The following is an 18,475-nucleotide window of genomic DNA, read 5'->3' on the forward strand; positions in this document are numbered from 1 at the left end:
CCTCTGCCTCGACTCCCTCTGCGTGGACTCAGCTGCGCGGCCTCAGTTGCGCGGGCGCAGTCGCAGCGTAGCCATGCCGCCGTCGACGGCGAGCGCCGTACCCGCGGTCGAACCGGACGACGGGCCGGCCAGGTAGACGACGGCCAGTGCCACTTCCTCGGCGCTGACGAGCCGGCCGTGTGGCTGCCGGGCGTCGAGGGCCGCCCGCTCGGCTTGGGGATCCGGAGCGGCGCCGAGCAGGCGCTGGACCCACGGGGTGTCGGCCGTGCCCGGGTTGACGCAGTTCACCCGGATGCCTTCGCGGAGATGGTCGGCAGCCATTGCCATGGTCAACGACTGCACCGCGCCCTTCGTGGTCGAGTACAGGGCCCGCTGCGGGATGCCGGTGGTCGCGGCGACCGAGGCGACGTTCACGATCGCCGCGGCCGGCGACTGCCGCAGGTAGGGGAGAGCGGCCCGGCTGACCCGGACCGCGCCCATCACGTTGACGTCGAAGACCTGGTGCCACTGATCGTCGGGGTTGTCCTCGACCGTGCCCTGCGCGCCGACGCCCGCGTTGTTCACGACCACGTCGATCCGGCCGTAGGCGTCGACGGCCTGCTGGACCGCCGTACGCACGCTCTCGTCGTCGGTCACGTCGGCTTTGACCCCGAGCACGTCCGCGGGCACGTTCGACGGATCGAGATCGATCGCCACCACCCGCGCCCCGCGGGCGATGAGCTCCCGGACGACCGCCGCGCCGATGCCCGAGCCGCCGCCGGTGACGATCGCCACCAGTCCGTCGTACTCCGGTACGGCGGTCACCGGCCGGCCTCGTACGCGACGTACTCCTGGCGCTGGCGACCCAGCCCGTCGATCTCCACCTCGACCACGTCACCGGGCTGCAGGTACGGGAACCGGCCGGACAGCGCGACTCCCTCCGGCGTCCCGGTCATGATCAGGTCGCCGGGGTCGAGCACCATGTACTGGCTCAGGTGATGGATGACGGTGGCGACGTCGAAGATCTGATCGGCGCTGTTCGAGTCCTGGCGCGGCTCGCCGTTGACGAAGCTGCGCAGGCCGAGCTTCTGGTGCTCGACCTCGTCGGGCGTGACGAGCCAGGGGCCGACCGGGCTGAAGCCGGCGGCGATCTTGCCCTTGCTCCACTGGCCGCCGGAGACCTCGAGCTGGAACGCGCGCTCGGACAGGTCGTTGGCGACCACGAACCCGGCGACATGGTCCAGGCTGTCGGCGGGGGAGTCGAGGTACGACGCCCGCTTGCCGATCACCACCCCGAGCTCGACCTCCCAGTCGGTCTTCGTGCTGCCGCGCGGGATCGTCACCGGGTCGTTCGGGCCGGCGAGCGTGTTCGGCGCCTTGAAGAAGATGACCGGGGTCGACGGCGGCTGCGCGCCCGACTCGGCGGCGTGCGCGGCGTAGTTCATCCCGATGCAGACGATCGCGCCCGGCTTGGCGATCGGAGCTCCGATCCGCAGGTCGCCGGTGTCTTCGACGAGCGGCAGCTCGCCCGCCGCGAGCGCCGCTGCCACGCGGGCCGGACCGTCCGACTCCCAGAACCCGGCGTCGAGGTCCTTGGTCAGCGCGGCGAGGCTGCGGACGCCGTCCTCGCCGACGACGACGGGCACTTCTGCGCCGACAGGTCCCAGGCGGGCGAACTTCATCGACTACCTCCAGAGATACGATCTTTCGATGGTTTTGCGGGCAGTTTGTGCCTCTGGCGGTAGATTGACACGGCAAACATGTGATGTCTAGCCTCGTGTCCATCCTTCAGATCCCTGGGAGCGGCCGATGCGACTGAGTGACCTGCCCCGCTTCGGTCTCGGCTGCGCGCCGCTCGGCAACCTGTTCCGCGAGTTCTCCGACGACGAGGCCGAGGCGATCCTCGAAGCAGCCTGGGACGCCGGCGTCCGGCACTTCGACACGGCGCCGCACTACGGGCTGGGCCTGTCCGAGCGGCGCCTGGGTCGGTTCCTCGCGACCAAGCCACGCGACGAGTACGTCGTGTCCACGAAGGTCGGCCGGCTACTGCGGGAGAACCCCGACTGGGACGGATCGGCGCTGGACGACACTGGTTTCGCCGTACCCGCGCGGTTGCGTCGAGAGCTGGACTACTCGGTGTCCGGAGTCCGCGCGAGCGCCGAGGAATCGCTTGCTCGGATGGGTTTGGATCGGGTCGACATTCTCTATGTGCATGACCCTGAATTGTCCGGCATCCCCGGTGCCAAGGAGACCGCGTTGTCGGGCTTGGCGGCGTTGCGTGACGAGGGAGTCGTCGCGGCCATCGGCACTGGGTCGCTTGGCGTGGACGCCCTGATCGCCTCGGTGCGGACCGGGCTCGCCGACGTACTGATGGTGGCGAATCGCTACACGCTGCTCGACGAGAGCGCCGTACCGGAGCTGCTCGGCGAGTGTGACCGTCACGGCACCCGCATCGTCGCGGCGGCTGTCTTCAACAGCGGTCTCCTCGCGGGCAAGCCAACCCGAGCACGCCCATCCCACCCTCCCTCTGGCAAGGCCTGAGCGACCACCACCTGATCGCCACCAAGTAGCGACGGTCCACCATCCGGTCGTTCAGGGAAAGGGCCTAGTGCGGTACGGCAGGCCGATGGCAGACTGCGGAGCGCCGGTCTGTTGAACAGTCAGCAGCCTTGGGGTGGTTCGGACTGGCTGGGAGGGCCGATGAGGGTCGGTGGAGTCGACACGTATTACGACTACGACGAAAAGCAGTGGAAGAGCCGGAGGCTCGGGGGAGGACCGATCCGTCGTGGACCGGTGTGCCCCGCGCCGAAGACGGCGTCTCGGGATGAGCCCCGGTCGACCGCGGCGAAGGACAGCCGAACGCGGACGTCCGCGGGAAGCCGCACCGCATAAGGCCCGGGCGACGCCCGTGGCGGAGTCGCGCCACTCGGGTGGTGCAATGGCTCCGACTCTTGCCCTGCGCAACTGTGTTGCGCCTTGTGTCACCTGAAGGAACGGCGCGCAGAGCAGGTCGGGGTCTGGTTTCGGGACTTCAGGGGAGGATGCCGGCGGTGAGGAGCCAGCGGGCCGCCTCCACCACCGGGATGCCGGCGCCCTGAGCGTGCTCGTCGAGCAGCAGCAGGGCATGGTCGGCACTCATTTCGTAACGCTCGATCAGCACACCTTGGGCCATCGCGATCGACAGCGTCGCCGCTTCGTCGATCTGTGCCGCCTCCGAGATGCCGGGATCTTCGTAGTCGAAGCCCATGGCGCGACCTTCCACGACCAGCCGGCGTGCACTGGCCCACTAGGGTCGAGAATCGCCGACGAACCGCCTTGGGCGACGGATGCGAAGTGCCGACAACACCTCCACCGTACGCCCTCGCCGCTACTGCGTTCGGGCGACCGTGTCGGCGATGATCCCGGCGGCCACGTCCCGGAGCTTGACGTTGCTGGTCTGTGATGTCCGGACCAGGAACGAGAACGCGCGGTCGGCGTCGAGCTTGTAGCGCTCCATCAGAATTCCCACCGCCTGACCGACGATCTCCCGGGTGCTGACGGCCTCGTGCAGGGTCTCGTCCTGGCGTGACCAGCCAAGCGCGACCGCGGCGAGGTGGGCGAACATCGCGCCCAGTTGCCGGGTCTCGACGGTCAGCTCGTGCGCCTCCACGGCGTACAGGTTGAGTGCTCCGCGGGCATGCGGCGCGGCACTGAACTGGAACGCCACCTGCGCTCGCAGCCCCAGGCATGCCGCGACCCTTGGGCCGTACGCCGGCCAGCGACCGTCGCCGGCCAGGTCGTCGACCTGAACGACCGGTGCGCCGACCACCGCTTCGAAACACGGCCCCTGGTGCAGCTGGTACTGCAACTCATCGGCCTGAACCGCCACCTGATGCGTCGGCGCGAGGGTACGGATGTCACCGCCCTTGGTCGTCACCGACAGGCTTGCGTACGTGATTCCGGGAATCGTGTCCACCGCACTGCGGGTGATCCGGTCCAGGGCCTCGTCGAGGTCGATCGGCGCCCGCAAGGTCGCAGCGACCTCTGTCACCACCGCGATGAGCTCTCGCTGCTCCATGTCGACTCCCCTGGACCAGGACCGGCACACCCCGGTCGACGTACTCAGTCTGCACCCTTGTGGGCTCCGCGAGACCCGTCGCCGCACCACTGTGATCCGAGTGGGTCGATGCAGCACGTAACGCCAGCTGTGAGTACGCTCGACAAGTACGGCGAGCGGCCAGGAGATCGCCGGTGGAGGTGTTCCGGATGACGGATCGGACGGAGATCCTGGCCAGACTGGCGCGGTTGACCGCCGCTGACGCCCACAGCCGCCACCTGGCCGACCGGCTCTGCGACGCCGCCCGGCTGATCCTTGCCGCGGCAGGTGCCTGGATCACTGTCGAGGAAGGTGCTACCCGGCTGACTCTGAGCGCCACCGACGACCGGTCCAGAGCCATCGGAGACCTTCAGGACGTGCTCGGGCAGGGGCCGTGCGTGGACGCCTACGGAGCCACGGCACCGGTTGCCATGACGGTGGGTGAGCAACCCGATGCCCGGTGGCCCGAGTTCAGCCGCGCGGCCTGGCAGCGGGTCGGGCCGATGGCGGTTCAAGCCATTCCGATGCGACTGGGCGGCCGGCCGTTCGGAGTCCTGGCCGTCAGCTTCACCGACGGCGGCCCCACCGAGACCGACGACGCCGCGCTGTTCCTTGCGACCGCCATCGGCGCGGCGCTGCTCCGCGATCCGGAGCTGACCGCCGACGCCGTGATCGACGGCAGATGGTCGGCCCGGGCAGAAGTCCATCAAGCCACCGGAATGGTCGTGGTCCAGTTGCACATCCGGCCCGACGACGCGCTGGCGATCCTGCGCGCCCACGCGTACGCCCACGACACCAGCCTGGCCGACATCGCCCACCAGGTCGTCACCCGCAGACTCGACTTCCGAGGAGAAGCATGACCAGCGACGGCACTTCCCAGGCTTCCATGCCGGAACGGGCGGTGCGCGAGCTGGCCGCTGCCACTGCCGCCCTCGTCACCGAGCACGACGTCATCGGCTCGATCACCAACCTGCTGCACAGCTGCGCCGAGTGCGTCGACGCTGTCGCAGCCGGCCTCCTGCTGGCGGGTCCACACCCGGGCCAGCTGGAGTTCCTCACCGCCACCGACCACCGCGCCGAGCACCTCGAGGTGTACCAGCTGCAGGTCGACGAAGGTCCTGGTCTCGACTGCGTCGCCGGCGGGCGAACGGTCACCACGCTCGGACTCGAGGCGATCGGAGCCCGGTGGCCGACGCTGCGGGACGCCTTCGCCGCGGCCGGCTTCGACGGCGTCCACGCCGTACCACTCAACTGGCAGGGCCAGACGCTCGGCGCCGTCAATCTCTTCCTCGCGGATGTGGAGATCACCGATGAGAAGGAGACGGTGGCGCAGGCCTTCGCGGACATCGCGTGCCTCGTCGTCATCCACACCGCCCCGGCGTCACCGGCCCTGGTCGCCGCCCAGACCCAGGCCGCACTCGACGAGCGCGCCACGATCGAACGTGCCAAGGGTGTCATCGCCTACACCGAGAATCTCTCGATGGACGCCGCCTTCGACCATCTCCGCGGCCTGGCCCGACGCCAGGAAGAACCGCTCACGACCACCGCCGCCACCGTCATCGCCCGCGCCACCGAATCCTGAGCCGCGGCTGGGGCACGCTGGGGGTCGTCTCAGGCGTGCGGCCAGCGCTTTGGTTCAGCTCTTCGATGCCGCCTTGCCGCCTTTGCGGCCGGCCTTCTTCTTCTGCGCCGTGGTGCCGCCTTGGTTGCTGTTGCCGCCCTTGCCGCTCTGTTTGCCGCCGCGCTCGCTCGACTTCGAGGAGTTGGCGATCTTCGCCGCACGCTCCTTGGACATGCCTTTGTCCTTCAGAGCTTCGTACTGCTTCTCGTTCTTCACGTTCGACGACTTGCCAGGCATCAGTACCTCCCCGGTCTGTCCTGCCATCGCCTCAGCCGGTACCCAGCTCGTGAACCCCCACCTGGGTCAGGGGCGTTGCTCAGCTCCGGTCTGACCGGGGTCCGCCCCAAGGGCCCGTTAGGCGTTGAGGTTGGTCAGGCGTTGCTGGTTTGCTTCGTGGCGGCGTTGCGCGATGGTCGTGTTTCGAGTGGTGCGGGCGAGCTCGACCTGCAGTCGCCTGGTACGGCGGTTGGCCTCGCGCAGATCGTGTCGCGCCTGCTCGAGGGCGCCGCTGAGCCGTTCGATGGTCGCCTCCAGGTCCGCGAGATGGTGTTCGTGCGCGTCCAGCTGTGCCTCGGCCTCGACTCGTTCGGCCTCGGCGGCTTGGTAGTCGGACTCCGCCTCCCGGGCCCGCGACTCGAGGTCGGCGCGGCGCCTCTGCAGCTTGTCATCCACCTTCGCGGCGGGCGGCTGGGCCTTCTTCCTCGGCGCGGGTTTCGGGCGGCTGGTGCGGACGACCCTGGGCTTGATCGGGACGAGATCGGCGAAGCCACCGGATTCGTCGACGACACCGAACCCGACGTGGCGAAGGGCGCTGGTGAGCCGCCCGGACCGCAGCAGCTGAGCAGCGCCAGGGTCGACCACAGCGGCATCCAGGGTCTCGGTCAACCGCTGTGCGATCTGCTGGCTCACCGGGTGTCCCTGCTCGCGGGCCAGCGTCCGGGCCGTCCTGACCAGCTCTTGGACCAAGGAGTGCCGCCGCGGAGTGAGCTGGCGCAGGCGCGCCCCGTCGCCGGCCAACTGCGCTTCGCGAAGTCCTTCGCCGAGTTCGGTGAGGTCATGGATCTGGTCGGGCGCGGCACGGATCAGCTGGTTCGCCAGCCAAGCCGCGAGCGTAGGCTTCCGCAGTGCTTTGATGGCGTCGGTGGCTCGTGGATCGCCGGCGAGCCTGGCCAGCTCGTTCCGAGCCGCGGTGAACTGCTCGGGCGCCAGCCCATACAGCTCGACCACCGCCGCGTCGACGTCCACGTAGTCCACCATGCGGGTGTCGTGCCGGTGGCGCAACGCCAATCGCGGTGGGCGTCTGACCACTCACGCTCGGGAACCGGGCCGTGGGCAACCATCGATGAAGGGGCCGGCGCGTGCTCGGAAATGCGTTGTCACAGGGCTCGGAGTTCCGGGGCGAGTTCCTTCGTGAAGAAGTCGAAGAAGCCGTTCATGTCAGGCGGCGATCTGCACCGCCGATGTTCCTCCCACAGCGACGGCGATCTCCGGTGGATCGTCCGGGAGGTCGAACACCCGGGTGTCCTCGAGTCGCAGGTGCTTGCCGTCGTACGAGTGGTACTCGCCGCTCCACAGCAACCGGATGATCCCCAGCGCCTCGCGCAGCATCTCGTGCCGCGTCGCAACAGCCGGCCACCCGGCCCCGACGACATGCGCGGTGAGGTCAGCTCGAGGGCGCAGCGAGGCGTTGGGCGATGCGATCGAACAGCCGATCTGGCAGCAGTCGGCGCACCTTGGGTACGACGGCGCCCGTGACGCCCGCGGTGTAACGGGTTCGCGGCCGGCCTGCGGTCATCGCCTCGAGGATGAGCTCGACTGCCACGCCCGGGCCGTCGCTTTGCTTGCCCATCCGGGTCAGCCGCTCTCGCAGCGCATCGACGCGTCCGTTGTAGCGGTCGTTCGGCGGGAGCGCGTCGAGTGACTTTGCCGCCTTGGACCAGATGGGAGTGGACAGCGGGCCGGGTTCGACGAGGATCACCTCGATGCCGTCCGGTGCCAACTCCTGCCGCCAGGTGTCGCCGATAGCCTCCAGCGCGTACTTCGAGGCGTGGTAGGCGCCAGCGAAGCCGACCGCCACCAGCCCGCCGACAGATCCGACGAGGACCACGCGCGGCCCTGCGGCGCGCCGCAGCAACGGCAGGAATCGCTGCGTGATCGCGACCTGGCCGACCACGTTCACCTCCAGCTGCTCGCGGAGGCTTTCGATCGGCAGCGTCTCCAATGGTCCTGCGACGCCCTTGCCCGCGTTGTTCACGAGGGCGTCGAGTCCGTCGGCGCCCAACTCCAGGTCGACGTACCCGGCGAACTCTCTGATCGAGTCCGTCTTGGTCACGTCCAGCTGGGCCACGCTCACGCGTTCGGAGGTCTGCCGGTCCAGCACCTCGGCGTCGCGTGGGTCATGGACGCCGGCGAACACCCGCCATCCTTCATCGTCTAGCCGTACGGCGGTGGCGGCGCCGATCCCGCTTCCGGCGCCAGTGATCACTGCGCTGCGCATCCGCGTTCCTCTCGTCGGTTCAGGACGGCCTGTGCCCGATGCGTCGCAGATCCATTCAGCGGCGTCGTCGCCTGGATTCGGGCATGGGTTTTGCCGGTGGCAACAGGGGTCGTGCAGGACTGAGCTGAGCGGAGGAGGGCATCATGACCGAGCCGATCGCCGGTACTGGCGACGATGCGATCGCGAAGGTTCGCGATGACATGCGGGTCATCGACCAGGCGGGAAGCGAGCTGGGACGCGTCGAGTTCGTCAAGATGGGTGACGCCGATGCCGTCACGACAGCGGGCCAGCAGGGTGAGCACCAGGAAGGCGGACTGGTCGGCGTACTCGGCCGGCTGATCGGCGGGCGTGAGCCCGACGTACCCGAACCGCTCGCCGCACGGCTTCTGCGGACGGGCTTCGTCAAGGTCGACGGCAAGGGCCTGATGGGCCGTGACCTCTACGTCACCGCCGACCAAATCGACCGAGTCGACGGTGAAGCCGTCCACCTCAACGTCACCCAGCAAGCGCTGATCGACGATCACGCGGGATCCTGAACCGAGCAGACCCACCCCGCCGCGTCGTTGCCAGGCACAACCAGCTTCTGTCGCGGGCGGTGCGTCCGATTGGGCTCAGGTGGAACCCAGCCGGTGACTAGTCCGTAGGCGAGCTGGGGAACGAGGTCGGACATACAGTCAACCGCTGACCAGCGGTCCACGCCGTAGGCTGGCTGCACGGACGCCGGCGAGGGCTATGCCCAGCGCGGTTCCGGTGGCCAGCCCGGTCAGGGCAGCAACCCTGTCATGCGGTTCGCACGTTCCTTCGCCTGACCGGGAATCTCGACTCCCATGCGGCCCGATACATGCTCGCGTTCAAAGGCTGTCGTACCGGCCGCCGCGTGATGAGCATGGTCGACAGAACAGTGCTGGTGCGTCTCAGTGTGTGTCTCCCGTGTGGGTCGTCAGGGTTGGGAGATGTCCTGTACGACGTCGCCGACGTCGGACTTGCCGAGGCTGCGTGCTACGTCAGCCATCGCGAGCATGCCGACGAGGTCGTGGCCGTCGATCACCGGGAGTCGCCGTACCTGGTGGTCGCTCATCGTCTTGAGGGCTTCCTCGGCGCTGTCGTCGGCGCCGATCGTCACCGGCTTGCCCTGCCCGAACTGCCCCGCCATCGCCGACGCCGGGTCGCCACCGTCCGCGATGCACTTCACCACGATGTCGCGATCGGTCAGCATCCCCTTCAGCCGATTGTCCTCACCACAGATCGGCAACGCGCCCACGTCCAACTCCCGCATCTTCCGGGCAGCCTCTACCAATGTCTCCTTCTCACCAACACACTCGGCCCCGGCCGTCATCAACTCACGCGCGGTCGTCATCGTCGAACCCCTCGAATCTCGTCGGCAGCACTGGCTTGGAGTAGCCCGGTGCCCCCACGCTCCGGCCGCATTCGTGAATGACTTCGGAGAAACAGGTGGGGTCAGCGGCCCAGCAGCCTGTCGAGCCAGCTGCCGTTCTGGCGCTCCGATTTCGGGTGCCCGGGGCACCACTGCTCGGCGGGGACCATCGACTTGACCTGCGCGACGTGCCGGCCGCAGCCGGCCCAGGTGGTCTTGGCGCAGGTCTTGCAGGTGACGGGTCGGCACATGGTGGGGCTCCTTTGTCGGGCTGGGACGGTCAGGCCTGTGGTCCGACCACCGGAAGGCCGGCTGTGGCCGCGTTCTGGAACTGGTCGTCGATCGCGACGAGCGCGTGCCCGGCGGCGTCGAGGAACGAAGCCGCGATCGAAGCCCGGTAGCCGGCCGCGCAGTGCACCCAGACCTCGCCGGCCGGGACTTCGGCGAGCCGCCGCGGCAGTTCGTGGATCGGGATGTTGACCGCGCCCGCGATCCGGGCGGAATCGTGTTCCTCGGTACGACGCACGTCCAGGACAGCGACCTCGCGATGGTGCCGGACCTGCTCGAGGTCGGCGAAGGTGGCGGTCGGGAACGACGCCGGCAGGTCGAGGCTCCAGTTCTCCGGTCCTCCGGTGGCGTGCGCCGCCGGCCGGTCGATCCCGATCCGGACGAGCTCGCGCTGCGCCTGAGCGATCTGTTCGGCCGTCTCGCCCAGGAGGGTCAGCGGCGTGCCCCAGGCGATCAACCAGCCGAGGTAGGTCGCGAGTGCGCCGTCGAGGCCGAAGTTCAGCGTGCCTGGGGCGTGACCGGCGGCGAATGCCGTGCGGGTGCGCAGGTCGACGACCCATTCGCCTGCCTCGATCCGGCGGCGCAGTTCCTGGGCGTCGGCGGGCTTGGGCAGGGACAGGTCGGGCGCGGCAGGACCCGCGCTGTTGGCCGGGGCCATGTGCACGTAGTACGCCGGCCAGGCGCCCAGGCCATCGAGCAGTTCGCGAACGTAGTCCTCCTCGTCCTGGGTCAGGACCGGATTGGTGCGCTTCTCCCGGCCGATGGTCGAGTCGGTCGTGTCGGACTGGGTGGCAGAGCAGAACGAGCCGAAGCCGTGCGTGGGGTACACCTGTGTCTCGTCGGGTAGTGTCCGGGCGAGCTTGTGCGCGGAGGCGTGCTGATGGCGCACCAAGGCGTCGGTGTGGTCAGCGCCCAGTAGGTCGGGCCGGCCGGTTGCGCCGTACAGCAATGAACCGCCGGTGAAGACCGCGATCGGCTCGTCGTTGTCCGTGAGCGCGTAGGACAAGTGGGTGAACGTGTGGCCGGGCGTGTGAATGGCGCGCAGCCGCATCCGGTCACCGATCCGCACGATCTCGCCGTCCTGGATCGGCGTGCGCTCGAACGACACCGCGTCGTCGGCATTGATCAGGTACGACGCTCCCGTGGCCCGCGCCAGCGCGAGTCCGCCGGTGACGTAGTCGTTGTGGATATGTGTCTCGAAGACATGGGTCAGGCGCACGCCGTCGGTCCGGAGGATCTCCAGGATGCGGTCGACGTCGCGTTGCGGATCGATGACGAAGCCCACCTCGCCGTCGTGGACGAGATAGCTGCGGTCACCGAGCGACGCAGTCTCGACGGTCCGGATCGTCAGGCTGAGGTCATTCATCGTGGCTCTCACTTCTGCATCCCCCTGCGGGGTTCGCCATCGACTGTAGCAGATCCCCCCGGGGGGATATAGAATCGGTCCCGACGCCGATGCGGTGCGTCCTGAACCCGAACGGAAGAGCTCGATGGACTTCGAACCCGATGAGATCAAACCGATCATCACCCGGATGAAGCGCGCGCACGGGCACCTCGGCAGCGTGATCCGGATGATGGAGGAGGGCGCGGACTGCGAGTCGGTCCTCACCCAGTTGGCGGCTGTGAACAAAGCCCTTTCGCGCGCCGGTTACGCGGTCGTGAGCACGGGTCTGCAGCGCTGCCTCACCGACGAGAACAGCGACGTCGACGCCGCGAAGATGGAGAAGCTCTTCCTCGCCCTTGCCTAACGGTCCTTGGTGCCCATTGTGTCCACCGCACCGTCGCCGGTGAAGACCCGATCGGCGACCTTGGTGTAGCCGGCGAGGACCTCGGCTGGGTTGCCTTGGCGGTAGTGGGTTCGGTAGACGACGTCCGGGTATTTGTCGGGCCAGCCGTTGAGGGCATTGGTGACGAGTTGGCGGGCGGCGGCGTACCAGGGGGCGTCGGCGAGGGTGTCCCAGTGGCGGCTGTCGGCGCTCGGTGGGATGTGCAGGAGGATGAGCTCGGCGCCGAGGCGGTGGGCGGCGTCGAAGCCTTGGCCGATGGCGGCGTCGGATTCGGGCGTGGCGTCGACGCGGACCACGACCAGGCCGCGGGTGGAGGTGACCTGCATAGTCCCAGTCGAGCGAATTCGGCCCAGTCGCGCCAGGGCCAGAGGTCCGGACGTGGTACGACGAAAGGCCCGACTAGGACCATTGGCCCAGGTGTTCATGGGGCGCGGCGGTGCGAGCCCGAGGAGCTGGTAGTCGCAGTGGCAGCAGGTCGTCAATCGGCCCGTCCGTCGGTCGTCTTCTTGGCCTTGGACTGGACTGCGGTCTCCTCGCGCCGGCGGTCCTGGTAGAGCTCGACGGCCAGGTGCCGAAGGAGGGCCTGCTCTGGAGCCGCTCCACTCGTCCGCCGGGCGGCTGCGGCGCGCCGTGCGTCCCGCTGGAGGCGGGCCTTGTCGATGTCGCTCATGACCGACTCCCTTCTTGCCTTTCCAGCACACGTCGTCGGGCGAGCCGCCGGACAGGGCTGAAGGACCCGGCGGTGGGGACCTGAGGGCCCTGTCGGCGCTCGTTCCAGACTCCGACGATGGCCGTGAAGAGGCCGATCGAGACAAGGAGCAGGCCATGATCGCCGCCAAGCGCTGGAACGTCGAGATCTTCATCGACGAGAACGACACCGAGCGGACCACCCATGCGGAGGCCCGGCTGCACACGAACGACGACACCCACCTGATCGGCCGGGGATCGGCGCGACGGAACCCACAGGACGTCGACATCGCCGAGATCGGCGACGAGCTCGCGGTCGCGCGGGCGCTGTCCAACCTGGCGCACGAACTGATCCACGCCGCCGCGGCCGACATCGAGCAGCTCACGCACGAGCACGTCCGGCTGCATCGCTGACGGTTGCCGGCGTCGATGCGGAGAGGAGGCAGCTGTCGTGCTGGACAAGGTGACCACGGCGCAGGTGCTGTCGGCATCGCACCTGGGCAAGCGGTTCGGCGACCGGGTCGCCGTCGACGACGTCAGCTTCGAGGTGGCGCCGGGTGAGACCTATGGCCTGCTCGGGCCGAACGGCGCCGGCAAGACAACCACGATCCGCTTGGTCTGCGGCCTGCTGCGCGCAGACCGGGGCGAGATCCGGGTCGCCGGCCGTCCGCTCGGTACGACGTCGACCTCGGCCAAGCGGTACATCGGGTACGTCCCGCAGGACATCGCGCTCTACCCGGACCTGACCGCCCGCGAGAACCTCAGCTTCTTCGGCCGCCTCTACGGGCTGCGCGGTCGCGCGCTCAGCCATCGCGTGGACAAGGTGCTCGACCTGATCGGCCTCTCGGACCGCGGTCGCGACCGCGTCGAGTCGTTCTCCGGCGGGATGAAGCGGCGCCTGAACATCGGCGCCGGTCTGTTGCACGAGCCGACCCTGCTGGTGCTCGACGAACCCACCGTGGGTGTGGATCCGCAGAGTCGTCACGCCGTGATGGAAAGCGTGCGGTCGTTCGGCGCCGCGGGCATGGCCGTGCTCTACACCACGCACTACATGGAGGAGGCCGAGCGGCTGTGCGATCGGGTCGGCATCATCGACCACGGCCGGTTGATTGCCGAAGGCACCCGTCGGGAACTGGTCGCCCAGCTCGGCGAGCGCGATCGGATCACGCTGTCCGCGGCTGGTGACCTGGCGGCGCTGGCCGATCGGCTCCAGAGGCTGGCCGGCGTGGACCACGCCGACGTCAAGGACGGCCAGGTCCAGGTGCTCGCCGGTGCGGCTCGCCGGCTGCTGCCCGACGTACTGGAGACGGCCGAACGGTCCGGTCTGTCGGTCCGCTCGGTGGAGGTCGACGAGCCTGATCTCGAGGCGGTGTTCCTCCATCTGACCGGTACGGCGTTGCGGGAGTGATCGTGTTCGCCGCCGTCGTGATCGCCGCGAAAGACCTTCGCCAGCGCTTCCGGGACCGGTCCGCCCTGATCCTGGGGTTCGTGGCCCCGGTGCTGGTGGCGGCCCTGATGAGCTTCGCCTTCTCCTCCGTGGAGTCCTTTCACGCCGACGTCGCGCTGGCTGACAACGACCGGGGCCCGATTGCCACGGCTCTGCGCTCGGCGCTGACCAGTCCCGAGCTCTCCGACATCCTGACGATCCGGGAAGCACCCGATGAGGGGACGGCCCGCAGGATGGTGGACAACGGTGACGTCGGCGCCGGCATGGTCGTGCCGGCGGGCTTCAGTGCCGCGGCTGTCGGGGACGAGCCGATCGGCCTGCTTGTGCTGGCGAATCCGGACGAGCCGCTGCAGGCGCAGGTAGCCCAGGCAATCGCCGATGCGTACGTCGCGCAGCTCAACGCCGACCGGCTTGCAGTGCACACCGCGCTCGCGGCCGGCGTACCTCGCAGCCGCGCGCCGGAGCTGGCAGCTGCAGTCGCGGGTCTCCAGCTGCCCGAGTCGGTCCAGGAGCAGCCGACGGGATACCGGCAGCTGACGACCGCGAGTTACTACGCGCCCGCAATGGGGACCATGTTCGTCCTGTTCGCGGTCGGGTTCACCGCGCGAAGCTACTTCACCGAGCAACGGACGGGAACCCTGGAACGGATCGGCGCCGCGCCGCTGGGCCGGGGCGTCGTACTGCTGGGCAAGTCCCTCGCCGCCTTCGTCTACTGCGTGGTGAGTCTGGGAACCCTCGCAGTGGTGACATCGCTGGCGTTCGACGCCCAATGGGGACCGCCGATCCCGGCCGCGACGCTGATCCTTGCGATGTCAGCGGTTCTGGTGGCGCTGACTGCGCTGGTCGTGGCCGCCGCGCGGACCGAGCGTCAGGCCGACGGGCTGGCGACGATCGTCACTTTCGTCCTGCTCCTGCTCGGCGGCAACTTCGTACTGCTCAGCCGGGCGCCCGAGGAATTGCGCAGGCTTGCCCTGCTGACGCCCAACGGCTGGGCGCTGCGCGGATTCACCGACCTCGCCACCGGCGCCCCGGCGACCAGCGCCGTACTGCCGGTGCTCGTCATCCTCGGCATGGCGGCGGTGCTCGCCGCGCTGGCCCCTCTCGTCGGACGTTGGAGGACACCATGACCGCAGCCCTGGCCGTGGCCGGCGCGTCCCTTCGCCGGATGCTCCGTGACCGCACCGCGCTGTTCTTCATCGTGGTGCTTCCGGTTCTGATCATCACGGTGATCGGGACGGTGGTGCAGAATCCAGGCGGGTTCCGGCTCGCCGTGCCGACCGGGCACCTGTCGGGTGAGCCGCTCAGCACGAGTCTGGTCGAGGAGCTGAAGTCGGTCGGCCCACTCGACACGATGACCGACGAGCCAACCGCTCGTACGGCGCTGCGCCGCGCCGAGCTCGATGCGATCGTGCTGATCCCGGCCGACCTCGATGCCCGCCTGCTGAGCGGGGAGGAGGTGGCGATCCCGGTGCTGGCCGGCGGCGCCGAGTCGACGCAGGCCGCAGTACGGTCGGCAGTCGCCGCGGCGGTGGCCCGGCACGCCGAGCGGATCCAGGCAGCGGCCTTCGCCGCCCGCGAGACGGGTACGACGACCGCCCAGCAGTTGCCTCAGGCAACGTCAGTGCAGGCCGTCACGCCGCGGATCGTGATCACGAGTGAGAACGTCGCGACCGGGAGCGACTACCTGCCGCTCGGCTTCAGCTACAGCGCGCCGACGATGCTGGTCCTGTTCGTCTTCATCAACGCGCTGGCCGGCGGTGCCTCGATCGTGCAGACGCGACAGCTCGGGATCTACCACCGGGCGCAGGCTGCGCCGATCCGGACCCGGAGCCTCGTGCTGGGGGAGACCTTGTGCTACCTGGTGTTCTCGCTGCTGCAGTCGATCCTGATCGTCGCGGTCGGTGCGTTGCTGTTCGGGGTGAGCTGGGGCGACCCGCTGGCGGCCGTCGTACTGATCGGGATGTGGGCGCTGGTCGGGACGGGAGCGGGCATGCTCAGCGGAGCGCTCTTCAAGACCCCGGAGCAGGCGGGCGCGATCGGGCCCGTCATCGGGATCGCGTTCGCCATGCTGGGCGGATGCATGTGGCCGCTCGAGATCGTCCCGAACGCGGTCCGGGCGCTCGGCCACGTGACCCCGCACGCCTGGGCGGTGGACGCCTGGATCACCGTCCTGTCCCGGGACGGCGGCATCAGGGAGATCGCCACCGAGCTCGTCGTCCTCGCCGGCTTCGCCTTCGCCATGCTCGCCCTGGCGTCGGTCGTCCACCAACGCCGCCTGACGAGTTGAGCGTGAGCTGCTCGACGACGTCTGCGGGCCTTTCAGCGATTGCGGGCTTGGGCGATGGTTGCGCCGATCGAGGTCACGAGGTCCGCACGGACCGACGCCTTGGTCAGCCGCAGCAGGTCGTCGTGGTCGTAGCCCTGCAGCCGTAGCCTCCGGGCGGTGGACAAGACGAGGCGCATCACGTCGTGGGGTGCGACCGCACCCGCGTACTCCACTGCCAGTTGCTCGGCAAGGTGGCGCAGTCGTGCTCGGGTCATCGAAACCTCGAGCGGACTCACAACTGTATTCACGCGTCGATCGAACCGCCGGAACTCACCCCCGGGTAGGGCCTGAAGTCCCGGTGACACGTCACGCGTCGCACTTCCCATTCTGCTTGGCGCGCTTGGGGCGCGGGATGGAGATGATCGTCCAGACGACGGTGAAGAGCACGACGAGCGTGACTCGGACGGTCTCGGACAGGTCGCTCGTCCACACCGCGGTGGCCAGCACCCAGGGGAAGCCGACCAGCCAGACCCCGAGCTCCAAGACGAGTGGCAGGTCGCGGATCCAGGTCTCGACGTCGTCCAGCCGGTCCGCCCCGAGGAACAGGTAGAACGCCATCCACAGACCGACCATCAAGAGCAGCCAGAGCTTCGAGCCGGTCATGGTGGTCCGGTGTTCGGCAGTGTCGGGCGATGCCGTCACTTGGTTGGACATGATGCCTCCCAGCAGCTGGCGAGAAGCGGCAGATGCCGCCACGGTCGCCTTCAGCGTCGGTCGGCCGGGATCAGCGCACACGGGCCGTACGTCCCGAAGTGGGCGGGTCCCGTCAGGCGGAGAGGACCCGGAGGTCCTTTCCGATCACGCCGTCGACGCCGAGGCGGCGGGCGTCGGCGAGGTCGTCGGCGGTGTCCACCGGCCAGGTGAAGACCACTTCGGCGTGCCGTCGTAGCTCGGTGACCAGGTCCGGCGTCAGGAGGCGCCGGTGGACACAGACGCCGTACGCCGGCCTGACACGCAACCGGGATCGCAACCGGCGCAGGCCGCGACGGCTCCCGGCCGACAGGACCGCTCGCACGTTGGCGAGGTCGCGGAAGGCGGCAAGCATCCACCAGTGCTGTGTGCACACGGTGACCGGAACGTCCGCCGCGACCTCGGCGAGGACGGTCGCGAGACGGGCGGCGAGACGGGGATGAATGCCCTTGAGGTCCAGCATCAGCCGGGGATCGCCGTCGGCCGCGGCCAGCACCTCGCGGATCTCCAGCAGCGGCGCCTTCCGTCGTACGAACTCACCGTGGTCCCACAGCCACCATGGACCGAAGGTCTTGTGGTGCCGCACCTCCAGGCGGCCGCGGTACGCGTGGATGTCCGCCTCGACCAGATCGGCGCCGAGGTCGAGGGCGGAGCGGAGGGTGTCCAGGTCGTTGCCCGCGCGGTGCGCGATCGCAAGTGTCACGACGTACCCGGCCGGGGTTCGGTGAACCAGCCGCGCCAGCGCAGGAAGAGGCAGCTTCCGCCCACGAGGAGCGCGGGAACCCAGTACAGCAAGGCGGTCAGCGCGACTGCGCCGAACGCCGCGGTCCACGAGACTCCGATCGACGCCAGGCCGGCGACCAGGGCGCCCTCGCGTGGGCTCGCCCCGTGCACGCCCGGCAGCACCCCGGCGAGCTGGCTGGCTCCGAAGATCGCGACCAGCTGGACTGCTGACACCGTCCCGCCCACGGCGTGGATGGCTCCGACCAGGAGGCCGAGGATCGTGGCCTGGTAACCGATCGACAGCAGGACACCGACCGCGAACACCCTCGGCGACGGCCACGGCCAGCGACCGGCCAGGCCGGGGCGCCGGCGGCGCACGATGATCGCGGCGACGAGCACGAGGGCCGCGGCGCCGAGGGCGATCGCCAGGACCAGCGGGGGGAGCGTCACCCCGGTGACGACCACGGCGGCGACCAGCCCGACCGCTCCGACGAACCTGTCCAGGGCGACCTCGGCAACGGCCGAGGTCCGCCGGAGGCCGATCTTCTCCAGGCGGTGGACACGCCAGAGGTCGGCGCCCGCGTGCCAGGGCGAGATCAGGCCGAGAACCTCACTCTCCGCGTACGCGCGCAGATGCCAGCGCCGCGATTGCCCGCCCGTCGACAGGGCGTGCCAGCGCAACGGGCACAGCACGTACTTGCCGATCGCGAACGGCAGCAGGCCGGCGATCGCGGGCAGCACCGACGTGTGCGGAACGCGATCGACGTTCCACAGCGAGAAACCGACCGCGGCCACAAGGGCAGTGATCCGAAATGCACGATGTGTGACGATTGTGTGCGCGACGCGCGCGATGTGCCCTGGGAGTGGGTGCACGTGGGGTCCTTCCAACACAGCGAACGGGGCCGGCACCGGGGGCTGCGCCGATCCACCGCTCGCCTCGACGGTAGCCGCCGTACCCAATTCGCGCATCTCGGCGTTCG

At 69.2% G+C, this 18,475-nt stretch carries 26 protein-coding genes; 9 read left to right on the top strand and 17 right to left on the bottom strand.

What is annotated here, in order from left to right; genetic code table 11:
• Nucleotides 1-42: 42 nt before the first annotated feature.
• Together AB0H36_RS23145 and AB0H36_RS23150 are read right to left on the bottom strand one after the other, a co-directional pair.
• Complete coding sequence (locus AB0H36_RS23145) at nt 43-804, bottom strand: SDR family oxidoreductase (RefSeq protein WP_360526850.1); 762 nt, start codon at nt 802-804, stop codon at nt 43-45.
• Nucleotides 801-1,661: a fumarylacetoacetate hydrolase family protein gene (locus tag AB0H36_RS23150; protein WP_360526853.1), complete on the bottom strand. Its 861-nt coding sequence runs from the start codon at nt 1,659-1,661 to the stop codon at nt 801-803. Before AB0H36_RS23150 ends, AB0H36_RS23145 begins: the two co-directional genes overlap by 4 nt.
• Nucleotides 1,662-1,788: 127 nt before the next feature.
• Here AB0H36_RS23150 and AB0H36_RS23155 point away from each other — a divergent pair, with 127 nt between their 5' ends.
• On the top strand, nt 1,789-2,520 hold the full coding sequence (locus AB0H36_RS23155; protein ID WP_360526856.1) for an aldo/keto reductase: 732 nt from the start codon (nt 1,789-1,791) through the stop codon (nt 2,518-2,520).
• Between the two features lie 490 nt (nt 2,521-3,010).
• Here AB0H36_RS23155 and AB0H36_RS23160 read toward each other — a convergent pair whose 3' ends face one another.
• Nucleotides 3,011-3,226, bottom strand: a complete 216-nt coding sequence (locus tag AB0H36_RS23160; RefSeq protein WP_360526859.1) for an ANTAR domain-containing protein — start codon at nt 3,224-3,226, stop codon at nt 3,011-3,013.
• Nucleotides 3,227-3,346: 120 nt separating this feature from the next.
• A complete protein-coding gene (locus AB0H36_RS23165; RefSeq protein WP_360526862.1) occupies nt 3,347-4,036 on the bottom strand; it encodes a GAF and ANTAR domain-containing protein in 690 nt (229 codons plus the stop codon).
• A gap of 188 nt (nt 4,037-4,224) precedes the next feature.
• Between AB0H36_RS23165 and AB0H36_RS23170 the strand changes: the two genes are divergently transcribed.
• On the top strand, nt 4,225-4,914 hold the full coding sequence (locus AB0H36_RS23170; protein ID WP_360526865.1) for a GAF and ANTAR domain-containing protein: 690 nt from the start codon (nt 4,225-4,227) through the stop codon (nt 4,912-4,914).
• Nucleotides 4,911-5,636 (top strand): ANTAR domain-containing protein, encoded by a 726-nt coding sequence (locus tag AB0H36_RS23175; protein ID WP_360526868.1) that lies wholly within the window; start codon nt 4,911-4,913, stop codon nt 5,634-5,636. Before AB0H36_RS23170 ends, AB0H36_RS23175 begins: the two co-directional genes overlap by 4 nt.
• Nucleotides 5,637-5,690: 54 nt before the next feature.
• On the opposite strand, the gene AB0H36_RS23180 is transcribed toward AB0H36_RS23175, so the two are convergent.
• The 4 genes from AB0H36_RS23180 to AB0H36_RS23195 all read right to left on the bottom strand — a co-directional run bounded on the left by AB0H36_RS23180 (nt 5,691) and on the right by AB0H36_RS23195 (nt 8,172).
• Entirely contained in the window at nt 5,691-5,912 is a 222-nt protein-coding gene (locus AB0H36_RS23180; protein WP_360526871.1) for a hypothetical protein, read from the bottom strand.
• A gap of 117 nt (nt 5,913-6,029) precedes the next feature.
• Nucleotides 6,030-6,932 (bottom strand): hypothetical protein, encoded by a 903-nt coding sequence (locus tag AB0H36_RS23185; RefSeq protein ID WP_360526874.1) that lies wholly within the window; start codon nt 6,930-6,932, stop codon nt 6,030-6,032.
• A gap of 180 nt (nt 6,933-7,112) precedes the next feature.
• Complete coding sequence (locus AB0H36_RS23190; protein WP_360527008.1) at nt 7,113-7,388, bottom strand: LLM class flavin-dependent oxidoreductase; 276 nt, start codon at nt 7,386-7,388, stop codon at nt 7,113-7,115.
• Nucleotides 7,339-8,172 carry an SDR family oxidoreductase gene (locus AB0H36_RS23195; protein WP_360526877.1) on the bottom strand — a complete coding sequence of 278 codons (834 nt, stop codon included), beginning with the start codon at nt 8,170-8,172 and terminating at the stop codon, nt 7,339-7,341. Before AB0H36_RS23195 ends, AB0H36_RS23190 begins: the two co-directional genes overlap by 50 nt.
• A 143-nt stretch (nt 8,173-8,315) precedes the next feature.
• Between AB0H36_RS23195 and AB0H36_RS23200 the strand changes: the two genes are divergently transcribed.
• Nucleotides 8,316-8,708: a hypothetical protein gene (locus tag AB0H36_RS23200; RefSeq protein WP_360526880.1), complete on the top strand. Its 393-nt coding sequence runs from the start codon at nt 8,316-8,318 to the stop codon at nt 8,706-8,708.
• A 404-nt stretch (nt 8,709-9,112) separates the two neighbouring features.
• On the opposite strand, the gene AB0H36_RS23205 is transcribed toward AB0H36_RS23200, so the two are convergent.
• From AB0H36_RS23205 to AB0H36_RS23215, 3 genes are all read right to left on the bottom strand, one after another.
• Nucleotides 9,113-9,529, bottom strand: a complete 417-nt coding sequence (locus AB0H36_RS23205; protein WP_360526883.1) for a CBS domain-containing protein — start codon at nt 9,527-9,529, stop codon at nt 9,113-9,115.
• 101 nt (nt 9,530-9,630) lie between these two features.
• Entirely contained in the window at nt 9,631-9,798 is a 168-nt protein-coding gene (locus AB0H36_RS23210) for a hypothetical protein (protein ID WP_360526886.1), read from the bottom strand.
• Between the two features lie 29 nt (nt 9,799-9,827).
• On the bottom strand, nt 9,828-11,201 hold the full coding sequence (locus AB0H36_RS23215; RefSeq protein WP_360526889.1) for an MBL fold metallo-hydrolase: 1,374 nt from the start codon (nt 11,199-11,201) through the stop codon (nt 9,828-9,830).
• 124 nt (nt 11,202-11,325) lie between these two features.
• On the opposite strand from AB0H36_RS23215, the gene AB0H36_RS23220 reads away from it, so the two are divergent.
• Nucleotides 11,326-11,583 (top strand): metal-sensitive transcriptional regulator, encoded by a 258-nt coding sequence (locus AB0H36_RS23220; RefSeq protein WP_360526892.1) that lies wholly within the window; start codon nt 11,326-11,328, stop codon nt 11,581-11,583.
• Here AB0H36_RS23220 and AB0H36_RS23225 read toward each other — a convergent pair.
• A complete protein-coding gene (locus AB0H36_RS23225; RefSeq protein WP_360526895.1) occupies nt 11,580-11,948 on the bottom strand; it encodes a universal stress protein in 369 nt (122 codons plus the stop codon). The genes AB0H36_RS23220 and AB0H36_RS23225 overlap by 4 nt on opposite strands.
• 152 nt (nt 11,949-12,100) lie before the next feature.
• Nucleotides 12,101-12,292, bottom strand: coding sequence for a hypothetical protein (locus tag AB0H36_RS23230; RefSeq protein ID WP_360526898.1), 192 nt, complete (start codon nt 12,290-12,292; stop codon nt 12,101-12,103).
• A 155-nt stretch (nt 12,293-12,447) separates the two neighbouring features.
• Here AB0H36_RS23230 and AB0H36_RS23235 point away from each other — a divergent pair, with 155 nt between their 5' ends.
• The 4 genes from AB0H36_RS23235 to AB0H36_RS23250 are packed head-to-tail and all read left to right on the top strand — an operon-like array spanning nt 12,448 to nt 16,043.
• A complete protein-coding gene (locus tag AB0H36_RS23235) occupies nt 12,448-12,723 on the top strand; it encodes a DUF1876 domain-containing protein (protein WP_360526901.1) in 276 nt (91 codons plus the stop codon).
• Nucleotides 12,724-12,760: 37 nt separating this feature from the next.
• The gene (locus tag AB0H36_RS23240) at nt 12,761-13,717 is read left to right on the top strand and encodes an ABC transporter ATP-binding protein (protein WP_360526904.1); all 957 of its coding nucleotides are present in this window, start codon (nt 12,761-12,763) and stop codon (nt 13,715-13,717) included.
• Between the two features lie 2 nt (nt 13,718-13,719).
• On the top strand, nt 13,720-14,883 hold the full coding sequence (locus AB0H36_RS23245; protein WP_360526907.1) for an ABC transporter permease: 1,164 nt from the start codon (nt 13,720-13,722) through the stop codon (nt 14,881-14,883).
• Nucleotides 14,880-16,043 (top strand): ABC transporter permease, encoded by a 1,164-nt coding sequence (locus AB0H36_RS23250; protein WP_360526910.1) that lies wholly within the window; start codon nt 14,880-14,882, stop codon nt 16,041-16,043. The genes AB0H36_RS23245 and AB0H36_RS23250 overlap by 4 nt, the downstream gene beginning before the upstream one ends.
• Before the next feature lie 32 nt (nt 16,044-16,075).
• On the opposite strand, the gene AB0H36_RS23255 is transcribed toward AB0H36_RS23250, so the two are convergent.
• The 4 genes from AB0H36_RS23255 to AB0H36_RS23270 form a co-directional block, all read right to left on the bottom strand.
• Nucleotides 16,076-16,330: a hypothetical protein gene (locus AB0H36_RS23255; protein WP_360526913.1), complete on the bottom strand. Its 255-nt coding sequence runs from the start codon at nt 16,328-16,330 to the stop codon at nt 16,076-16,078.
• A 58-nt stretch (nt 16,331-16,388) separates the two neighbouring features.
• Nucleotides 16,389-16,736, bottom strand: coding sequence for a hypothetical protein (locus AB0H36_RS23260; RefSeq protein ID WP_360526916.1), 348 nt, complete (start codon nt 16,734-16,736; stop codon nt 16,389-16,391).
• Between the two features lie 112 nt (nt 16,737-16,848).
• Entirely contained in the window at nt 16,849-17,475 is a 627-nt protein-coding gene (locus tag AB0H36_RS23265) for a glycerophosphodiester phosphodiesterase (protein ID WP_360526919.1), read from the bottom strand.
• The gene (locus AB0H36_RS23270; protein WP_360526922.1) at nt 17,472-18,290 is read right to left on the bottom strand and encodes a lysylphosphatidylglycerol synthase domain-containing protein; all 819 of its coding nucleotides are present in this window, start codon (nt 18,288-18,290) and stop codon (nt 17,472-17,474) included. The genes AB0H36_RS23265 and AB0H36_RS23270 overlap by 4 nt, the downstream gene beginning before the upstream one ends.
• Nucleotides 18,291-18,475: the final 185 nt, after the last annotated feature.

This window comes from Kribbella sp. NPDC050820, from assembly GCF_040653975.1.
GTDB lineage: Bacteria > Actinomycetota > Actinomycetes > Propionibacteriales > Kribbellaceae > Kribbella.

What these genes read in the sequence shown, in the direction of transcription:
- AB0H36_RS23150 (WP_360526853.1), bottom strand. Translation starts at nt 1,661, where the DNA reads ATGAAGTTCGCCCGCCTGGGACCTGTCGGCGCAGAAGTGCCCGTCGTC.
- AB0H36_RS23155 (WP_360526856.1), top strand. Translation starts at nt 1,789, where the DNA reads ATGCGACTGAGTGACCTGCCCCGCTTCGGTCTCGGCTGCGCGCCGCTC.
- AB0H36_RS23160 (WP_360526859.1), bottom strand. Translation starts at nt 3,226, where the DNA reads ATGGGCTTCGACTACGAAGATCCCGGCATCTCGGAGGCGGCACAGATC.
- AB0H36_RS23165 (WP_360526862.1), bottom strand. Translation starts at nt 4,036, where the DNA reads ATGGAGCAGCGAGAGCTCATCGCGGTGGTGACAGAGGTCGCTGCGACC.
- AB0H36_RS23170 (WP_360526865.1), top strand. Translation starts at nt 4,225, where the DNA reads ATGACGGATCGGACGGAGATCCTGGCCAGACTGGCGCGGTTGACCGCC.
- AB0H36_RS23175 (WP_360526868.1), top strand. Translation starts at nt 4,911, where the DNA reads ATGACCAGCGACGGCACTTCCCAGGCTTCCATGCCGGAACGGGCGGTG.
- AB0H36_RS23180 (WP_360526871.1), bottom strand. Translation starts at nt 5,912, where the DNA reads ATGCCTGGCAAGTCGTCGAACGTGAAGAACGAGAAGCAGTACGAAGCT.
- AB0H36_RS23185 (WP_360526874.1), bottom strand. Translation starts at nt 6,932, where the DNA reads ATGGTGGACTACGTGGACGTCGACGCGGCGGTGGTCGAGCTGTATGGG.
- AB0H36_RS23195 (WP_360526877.1), bottom strand. Translation starts at nt 8,172, where the DNA reads ATGCGCAGCGCAGTGATCACTGGCGCCGGAAGCGGGATCGGCGCCGCC.
- AB0H36_RS23200 (WP_360526880.1), top strand. Translation starts at nt 8,316, where the DNA reads ATGACCGAGCCGATCGCCGGTACTGGCGACGATGCGATCGCGAAGGTT.
- AB0H36_RS23205 (WP_360526883.1), bottom strand. Translation starts at nt 9,529, where the DNA reads ATGACGACCGCGCGTGAGTTGATGACGGCCGGGGCCGAGTGTGTTGGT.
- AB0H36_RS23210 (WP_360526886.1), bottom strand. Translation starts at nt 9,798, where the DNA reads ATGTGCCGACCCGTCACCTGCAAGACCTGCGCCAAGACCACCTGGGCC.
- AB0H36_RS23215 (WP_360526889.1), bottom strand. Translation starts at nt 11,201, where the DNA reads ATGAATGACCTCAGCCTGACGATCCGGACCGTCGAGACTGCGTCGCTC.
- AB0H36_RS23220 (WP_360526892.1), top strand. Translation starts at nt 11,326, where the DNA reads ATGGACTTCGAACCCGATGAGATCAAACCGATCATCACCCGGATGAAG.
- AB0H36_RS23225 (WP_360526895.1), bottom strand. Translation starts at nt 11,948, where the DNA reads ATGCAGGTCACCTCCACCCGCGGCCTGGTCGTGGTCCGCGTCGACGCC.
- AB0H36_RS23230 (WP_360526898.1), bottom strand. Translation starts at nt 12,292, where the DNA reads ATGAGCGACATCGACAAGGCCCGCCTCCAGCGGGACGCACGGCGCGCC.
- AB0H36_RS23235 (WP_360526901.1), top strand. Translation starts at nt 12,448, where the DNA reads ATGATCGCCGCCAAGCGCTGGAACGTCGAGATCTTCATCGACGAGAAC.
- AB0H36_RS23250 (WP_360526910.1), top strand. Translation starts at nt 14,880, where the DNA reads ATGACCGCAGCCCTGGCCGTGGCCGGCGCGTCCCTTCGCCGGATGCTC.
- AB0H36_RS23260 (WP_360526916.1), bottom strand. Translation starts at nt 16,736, where the DNA reads ATGTCCAACCAAGTGACGGCATCGCCCGACACTGCCGAACACCGGACC.